Source organism: Nostoc sp. UIC 10630 (assembly GCF_010747425.1).
Taxonomy (GTDB): Bacteria; Cyanobacteriota; Cyanobacteriia; order Cyanobacteriales; family Nostocaceae; genus Nostoc.
On sequence record NZ_JAAGOG010000298.1, the window covers coordinates 1 to 7,546 of the forward strand.

At 42.2% G+C, this 7,546-nt stretch carries 3 protein-coding genes and 1 pseudogene; 1 reads left to right on the forward strand and 3 read right to left on the reverse strand.

The window, feature by feature from the left end; all coding sequences use genetic code 11:
* A pseudogene (locus G1O98_RS35480) lies at positions 1-1,030 on the reverse strand (transcription-repair coupling factor); the annotation flags it as partial.
* Positions 1,031-1,270: 240 nt separating this feature from the next.
* Between G1O98_RS35480 and G1O98_RS35485 the strand changes: the two are divergent.
* Positions 1,271-2,599, forward strand: coding sequence for a hemolysin family protein (locus G1O98_RS35485; protein ID WP_163938720.1), 1,329 nt, complete (start codon positions 1,271-1,273; stop codon positions 2,597-2,599).
* A gap of 87 nt (positions 2,600-2,686) precedes the next feature.
* On the opposite strand, the gene G1O98_RS35490 is transcribed toward G1O98_RS35485, so the two are convergent.
* Both G1O98_RS35490 and G1O98_RS35495 read right to left on the reverse strand, forming a co-directional pair.
* Positions 2,687-3,868 (reverse strand): aldo/keto reductase, encoded by a 1,182-nt coding sequence (locus G1O98_RS35490; protein ID WP_163938723.1) that lies wholly within the window; start codon positions 3,866-3,868, stop codon positions 2,687-2,689.
* Positions 3,869-4,378: 510 nt separating this feature from the next.
* On the reverse strand, positions 4,379-6,997 hold the full coding sequence (locus G1O98_RS35495) for an amino acid adenylation domain-containing protein (protein ID WP_175586989.1): 2,619 nt from the start codon (positions 6,995-6,997) through the stop codon (positions 4,379-4,381).
* Between the last annotated feature and the right edge of the window lie 549 nt (positions 6,998-7,546).

The window sequence follows — 7,546 nt, forward strand, 5'->3', positions numbered from 1 at the left end:
CCATTCCCCATTCCCCATTCCCCATCCTCCATTGTTCCTCAGCATTTTCGACCCAGCGATCACTATGAGCATGACACTGTTCTGGCTCATCAATAGCAATCAGTGTATTTTCTGATAGGTAATTTAGCAGAGATGCTGGTTGCTCAAAAGCCAACCCCAAAAAGCGACGACTACCCTCCAACAATGATGAGTTTTCAGTGCTAAGTTCTGAGTCAGGATTTAACTCAGCACTCACCACTCGCAACTCAGTACTCTTGTTGAGTGCCGCCATCACAATGGGAGCAAAGCTAGTGGGGGTAAGAATTAACTGATTAACTTTATCGAGTGCCGAACGTTGGGTTGCTGGGTCAAATTCCCGCATTTGCTCAATTTCATCACCAAACCATTCCAACCTGACTGGAAACTCAGATGAAACTGGAAAAACGTCAACAATATCACCCCGTCGGCTCCATTGTCCTTCCATTTCCACCAGAGGTACTCGTTCATACCCCAGAATAGTGATTTTCTCACTGAAGGCATTTAAGTCTAATTCCATCCCCCGCTTTAAGGTAAGACAGAATTGCCCAAAAGCCTCTGGTGGTGGCAAATGGGGTTGCAACGCCCCTTGAGTAGCCACAATAGCCATCTTAGGTAACTGAGAATTGGATGGGATCTGGTTTTCTTCCCCATTCCCCATTCCCCATTCCCCATTCCCCATGCTTAAATCCGCCAATACCTGCATTTGTCCCCAACTCATCTCAGTTTCCGGGTCAAAAGGTTCGTAGGGAGAAGCCTCGGAGGTGGGATAAAAATGTACTGTTTGCCATCCCATTGCCTCCAGTTGTGCATAAACGCGTCCAGCTTCTTCCAAAGTGGCGCAAACTACGAACAAATTCTTACCCTGAGACTGTGCCAATGCCGAAGCGACCAAACCCTTGGGCAATCGAGAAATGCCATTTAACCGCAATTCTTGTTGTCGGTTTAGCTTAGAAATAAATTCAGTGGTGAGCGGCGATCGCGCTAAGGCACGCACAATAGAAGAAAATGACATAAGTACAACTAGCGGTGGGAGTCTTTGTGAGTCAGAAAATCTTGAGGCAGTTTATGTCAACTATTTTAAAAGTGTTGACAGCCTTCTTATTCTTTCGATGGAAGAATAATGCACAGCAACTAATAGACTTAAAAACTATAACTATTACTTTGTGTACAGTAAAAGCATTTATAGAAGCACCTTTAATACTAGATACTAGGTATTGAGCTACATTCGCTCTGATAAGCGGCAATTTTAAACATGTCCTCCATCACTTTTGAAATTTTAATCATTTTGGTGCTAATTATTGCCAATGGCGTGTTTTCTATGTCTGAGATGGCGATTGTCTCAGCCCGGAAAGTCAGGCTACAACAGCTTGCCAATCAAGGAGATGCCAAAGCAAGGGCAGCATTGAAACTCGCTGAATCTCCAAATCATTTCCTGTCAACCGTTCAAGTAGGTATTTCGCTAATCGGTATCCTGACTGGTGCTTTTGGAGGAGCAACAATTGCCAACCGACTGGCAGTCTATGTAAAACTTGTGCCTTTGTTAGCACCTTATAGCGAACCGATATCTTTTGGAATAGTCGTTTTGATCATTACCTATTTGTCACTCATTGTTGGCGAATTGGTACCAAAGCGTCTGGCATTAAATAATCCAGAAAGGATTGCATCGATTGTAGCTATTCCGATGCAAGCCTTGGCAGCGATCGGTTCTCCAGTAGTCTTTCTATTAAGTGCTTCTACAGATTTAATCCTACGAGTGCTAGGAATAACAGCTTCTACCGAGCCGCAAGTCACCGAAGAAGAAATAAAAATCTTAATTGAGCAAGGCACTGAGGCGGGAACTTTTGAGGAAGCCGAACAGGATATGGTAGAGCGAGTTTTTCGTTTAGGCGATCGCCCCGTCAGCTACTTAATGACACCCCGTCCTGATATCGTCTGGTTAGACTTAGAAGACACTGCCGAAGAAAATCGCCAAAAAATGGTTGATAGTGCCTATTCTCGGTATCCAGTTTGTCAGGCGGGACTTGACAACGTGCTGGGTGTAATCCCTGTCACCGACTTATTAGCCAGGAGTTTCCGAGGAGAAGCGCTGGACTTAACAGTGGGATTGCGACAGCCCGTATTCGTGCCAGAAAGTACCCGTGGATTGAAAGTTTTGGAATTGTTCAAGCAAACTATTACTCACATGGCATTAGTAGTGGATGAATACGGCGTAATTCAAGGATTAGTTACTCTCAACGACATCATGAGCGAAATCGTCGGTGATGTTCCTTCAACAGATGGACAGGATCAACCCCAAGCTGTGCAACGCGAAGATGGTTCCTGGCTTTTGGATGGGATGTTACCTGTAGAAGAATTTTTAGAACTTTTTGGTATGGAAGAGTGGGAATCCGAGGAACGCGGCAGTTATCAAACCTTGGGCGGTTTTGTCATCACCCATTTAGGTCGTATTCCTGCCGCAGCAGATCATTTTGAATGGCAAAGTATGCGAATTGAAGTGATGGATATGGATGGGAACCGCGTTGACAAAGTGCTAGTGGTACCGAAGGCAACTAAATTAGCAGATACAAAAAAAGCTGACTAGCGATGTTGAGGAGTTAAGAGACGCGATTAATCGCGTCTGTACAGGAGTTAAGAGTTATTTCTCGCCCAATTCCCAATTCCCAATTCATCAAGTCTTAGATAGACGTTTGACCGCTTCACCCGCCAACATTTGATGCGCTTGCTCCAAAAATTTGGGGATTTTATCGGCATGGGGAGTGCGGGCGAGACATTGCTGCAAGTTTAATTCCTCTAGCCGATCTGCTTTATTACCAGGAAACCAGTGACCGCCATCACCAAGTAGGTTGTAGCGCATTTTGGCATAATCTACCAGATCGTAGGCGATCGCTAAATTCCGCAGCCACAAAATCACCCGAATATTGACCTCACCAGGGGTTTGCTCGTAAGTTGGTAGATTTGTTTCCCAGGATTTTACCCAATCTTCTCCCAAAGTAGCGATCGCTTCTGACTCCAACCTTGCTAAGATGGGCGGCAAAATTTCTGATGCCCGATCTACTAATTCTAAAGTCTTCAGGTGTTCGTCAAAATCTTGTGGTTTTGCTGCTCCCACACTCAGAGTATGCACCTCTTGATGACTCAAACAAAACAAATCATTAAACACCATTGGACTCAAAGGAGCGCAAAGATTCACTAATTTTTGTGGAGGTTCATACAACAAACCTCCTTTATTCGATGGACTAATGATAAACACCCCCATATCATGGCGTTTAGCCGCTTCAATTGCCGCCCAATTCCATTGATTAATGTAGTACCAGTGCAGGTTCACGTAATCAAATAGATTGGTATTAATTGTCTGCACAATTGTATCTGTTGATCCGTGTGTGGAAAAACCAATAAATCTAACTTTTCCTTCTGCTTGCAACTGCTGTGCTACTTCCAAGCAACCACCGGGACGGATGCTATAGTCTAATGACTCAGTATGGTTGATACCGTGCAATCCCAGTAGATCGACATAATCTAGCTGGAGATTTTTCAATGATTGTTCAAATGTATCGCGGAATTCTTTCGCATCTTCCTTTGGACTGATTTTGGTTTGAACAATCAGCTTTTCACGGGGAAGCTGAGGTAGAACTCTTCCCAATTGCATTTCGGAAGTGCCATAACCACGAGCAGTTTCAATATGATTAATCCCAACCTCGACTGCCCTTCTAATCGTCGCTTCCAGATTCGCCTGACTATCAGCAGGAATTTCATTATCGGGAACATCCTGCCACTTAAACTGATATCTCATGCCACCGCAGGAAAACACTGGCATCTGTAATTCTGTGCGTCCAAATCGTCTATATAGCATCAGTAGATTGTGGATTGTTTACCAACATAAATAGAAAACGACAGTCATCTAAGCCTACAGTGCCACAATAAATACCTCTGTTCAATCAGTGGCACTAGCAAGATTCATCGCATATTAAATTGGTCAGGTCTTTTGGCTATTGGACTGCGACCAGTATTCCCGTTCCACAGAATAATTATCTCATCCTAGTTACCACTAGCAAGTGATTTTTCCGTTATTCTCCCAATTTGTGTTTAGACTAAGAAATGACAAAATTACCCAGCAGTACTGGGTTGAGACTCCCATAATCTAGATATAGCAGTTCTCAATTGCCAAGAAGCAAGTGGCGTGAAGGTGAGCGATCGCGGCAGTGGAGTATTTTTGTCTCTTACAAACGTTAAATTTGCTGTATAAGTCGAAGATTTAAGCCGATTTTAGCACTTGTTTCTTTGATTCTATAATGCTTTATTTGATCCCGATTCAAAATCCAAAATTACTAGACTTCTCTTGCAAGGGTAGTAGGTTGTCAAATTAATTATTTGGAGACTGCGCTTGGATTAAGCAATTTCTCAATGTTTCGGCTAACACCTGTACATGCGGTTCATTAAATAGGTTATGGTGAGATCCAGAAATGTAATGGATATCTAATCCTCCAGCAACTAAGTCGCCCCAGCCGAATTGAGGATCGTATTGTGTCCCTATAGCTTCGTCCCGACTCTGATCGTCTGCTCGCAAGAGAACAGCTCGACCAAGGTAAGGTGAAAAGATATATTCACTGATGGCTTGAGTGTTAGCATCCATTATCTTTAAGTGCTTGTCATTTGCAGGGAAATCAATTATCCCTTGCAAGTAACGCTGATATGTTTTTTGGAGACGCTGCGTACCCCAATAAATCCATTTCACAAGTCTTTGCCAAAAGTAGACAGGTCCTTGTTGAGCTATATTATTTAAATGCAAAAAAACTCGCTTCAGAAATGGTGCCCGCCAACTATAACCTGGACGGCAACTATCAAGCATAACTAAAATACCAACTTCTTGACCTTGCTGCTGGAGTTGCCGAGCCATCTCAAAAGCAACTACACCCCCAAAAGAATAACCTCCCAGAAAATAAGGCCCATTGGGTTGAATGGTCTGGATTTCTTGAATGTAATGAGTTGCCATGTCTTCTACCCGCGTATACAAGGGCTGTTTTCCATCTAGTCCTTGTGGCTGTAGTCCATAGAATGGTTGGTCTAACCCCAAATGCAATACTAATTCACGGAAACACAAGACTTCTCCGCCAAGTCCGTGAATACAGAAAAAAGGTGGCTTGGAACCATTGGGTTGAATTTCTACCAGGGATGACCAGCTAGATTTTGATTTGTCTAAGGTATTTACTGAAGCCAAGTTTATTGCTAAATCTTCTTCTTGACAGATTATTTTGGCTAAAGCCTCTACAGTCCCAGACTGAAAGAGAATAGCAAGAGGAAAATTTTTACTAAATATCTTCTCAATTTGCCAAAATAGTTTTACTGCCAAGATGGAGTTTCCTCCTACCTCAAAGAAGTTATCCTTTACGCCAATAGGTTGGACACCTAAAATCTGTTCCCAAATCTGTGTTATTTCGCGCTCCACTTCATTACGAGGAGCAACAAAGGTAACTTCCGATGCTTGCCTTGATAAATCGGGTGCAGGTAAAGCATGGCGGTCTATTTTACCATTAGGGTTTAATGGTAGGGTGTCCAAAAATACAAAGTAAGCAGGCACCATATATTCAGGTAGCTGACTTTGCAAAAAGCGACGTAATTCAACTCGACTAGGAATTTGCTCTGCATTGGCAACAACATAAGCCACGAGTTGTTTGTCACCATTAATATCCTCTCTAGCAATGACTAGAGTCTGTGTCAGTGCAGGATGTTGGTCTAATATGGCTTCAATTTCTCCCAATTCAATTCGGAAGCCACGAATCTTTACTTGGTAGTCAATGCGACCAATAAACTCGATATTTCCATCGCTTAAGTAACGTGCCAAGTCCCCAGTTTTGTAAAGACGTGCCCCAGTTTCAGAGCTAAAAGGATTGAAAATAAACTTATCTATGGTCAATTCTGGACGGTTAAGATAGCCTCGTGCCAAACCAATACCACCAATGTGCAGTTCACCTGATTCACCAACAGGCACAGGCTGCAAATTTTCATCAAGGATGTGAATCTCTGCATTGGCCACGGGGCGACCTATAGGAGCAATGGTAGAATTAGTGCCGCGCTGACAAGTCCAGAAAGTGGTATCAATAGAGGCTTCTGTCGGGCCATAGCAATTATGGAGAACATTGTCCAAATCCAGTTTTGCAAAAAAGCGTTCTATGAGTTCGCTAGGTAAAGCTTCACCACCACAGGTAATATGCCTCAGAAATGAGCAATTCTCAATTCCCTTTTCTTCTAGTAAGACACGCAGTATGGAAGGTACTAAGGCCAAGACAGTGATTTGCTGCTCAGTAATAACCTTCACAAGGTATGCAGTGTCTTGATGTCCACCAGGGCGAGCCACGATCAATTGCCCCCCGAAGCACAATGGCCAGAATATCTGCCACACTGAGGGATCGAAGCTAAAAGAAATAGTCAGTAAAACCTTATCTGCCTGAGTTAATCTAAAGGTGGTTTGCCGCCAGTAGAGTTGGTTGCGGATACCACGGTGAGGGATCATAACACCCTTGGGCTGTCCTGTAGAGCCAGATGTGTAAATTACGTAGATAAGATTATCATCTGTCGTTTCATTTACAGGATTTTCTTGACTGTTTTGAATATTTCCTTGCCAATTTGAATCGAGACAAAGTACCTGTGCTTGATGTGGTGGCAAGTTCTTGAGCAATTTTTCTTGGGTTAACAATACTGGTGTCTGAGTGTCTTCCAATATGAAGGCTAAACGCTCTGAGGGATATGCCGGATCTAAAGGCACGTAAGCACCTCCAGCTTTGAGAATTCCCAGTAGTCCTACTATCATCTCCAAGGAGCGCTCTAGACAAATGCCTACAAGTACTTCAGGACCAACGCCTAAAGCACGTAGGTGATGTGCTAGTTGATTAGCCTGCTGATTTAGCTGCCAATAAGTAAGTTGCGTATTTTCAAATATTACAGCAATGGACTGGGGCGATCGCTCAACTTGCATCTCAAACATTTGATGGATGCACAAATCCTGATGATGATCTAGTTCAGTATCATTCCATTCCTGTATAACTTGAGTATCGAGGATATTAGTTAAGGTGTTTAAGGGAATATTTTGCTTATATTCTGAAATTTGCTTATTTATCTGCATTTTCTATGTACCAACTCCATAAGGAGATGCCATTATTTTAATTTATTTATTCTTTATTGTATATGCGTTTATATCAAATCCTATGCGAGGCTATACATTAAGTATCTCAGCATAGAAGCCCGAAGTTGTATAAACACAACCTAGCTTGGCTTCAGATGTGAGACGCTGGGCAAACAGTTTCTAGGTTTTCGTACACAGGCAAATCATATAAATTTTCAAATATAATTTGTATTTAAATCTGTAGATAATCGATTTATATTTAATATAACAATCGCCATTTTTAACAAATATTTAATTTAAAGCGGTAACTTTATAAATAAAAATTAAAGTAAAAGTATTATTATTCATTTTTTTTAGGTATAGCAATAGATCGGCACTTTTTACACCTTTCATTTTAGTTAACAAATTAAA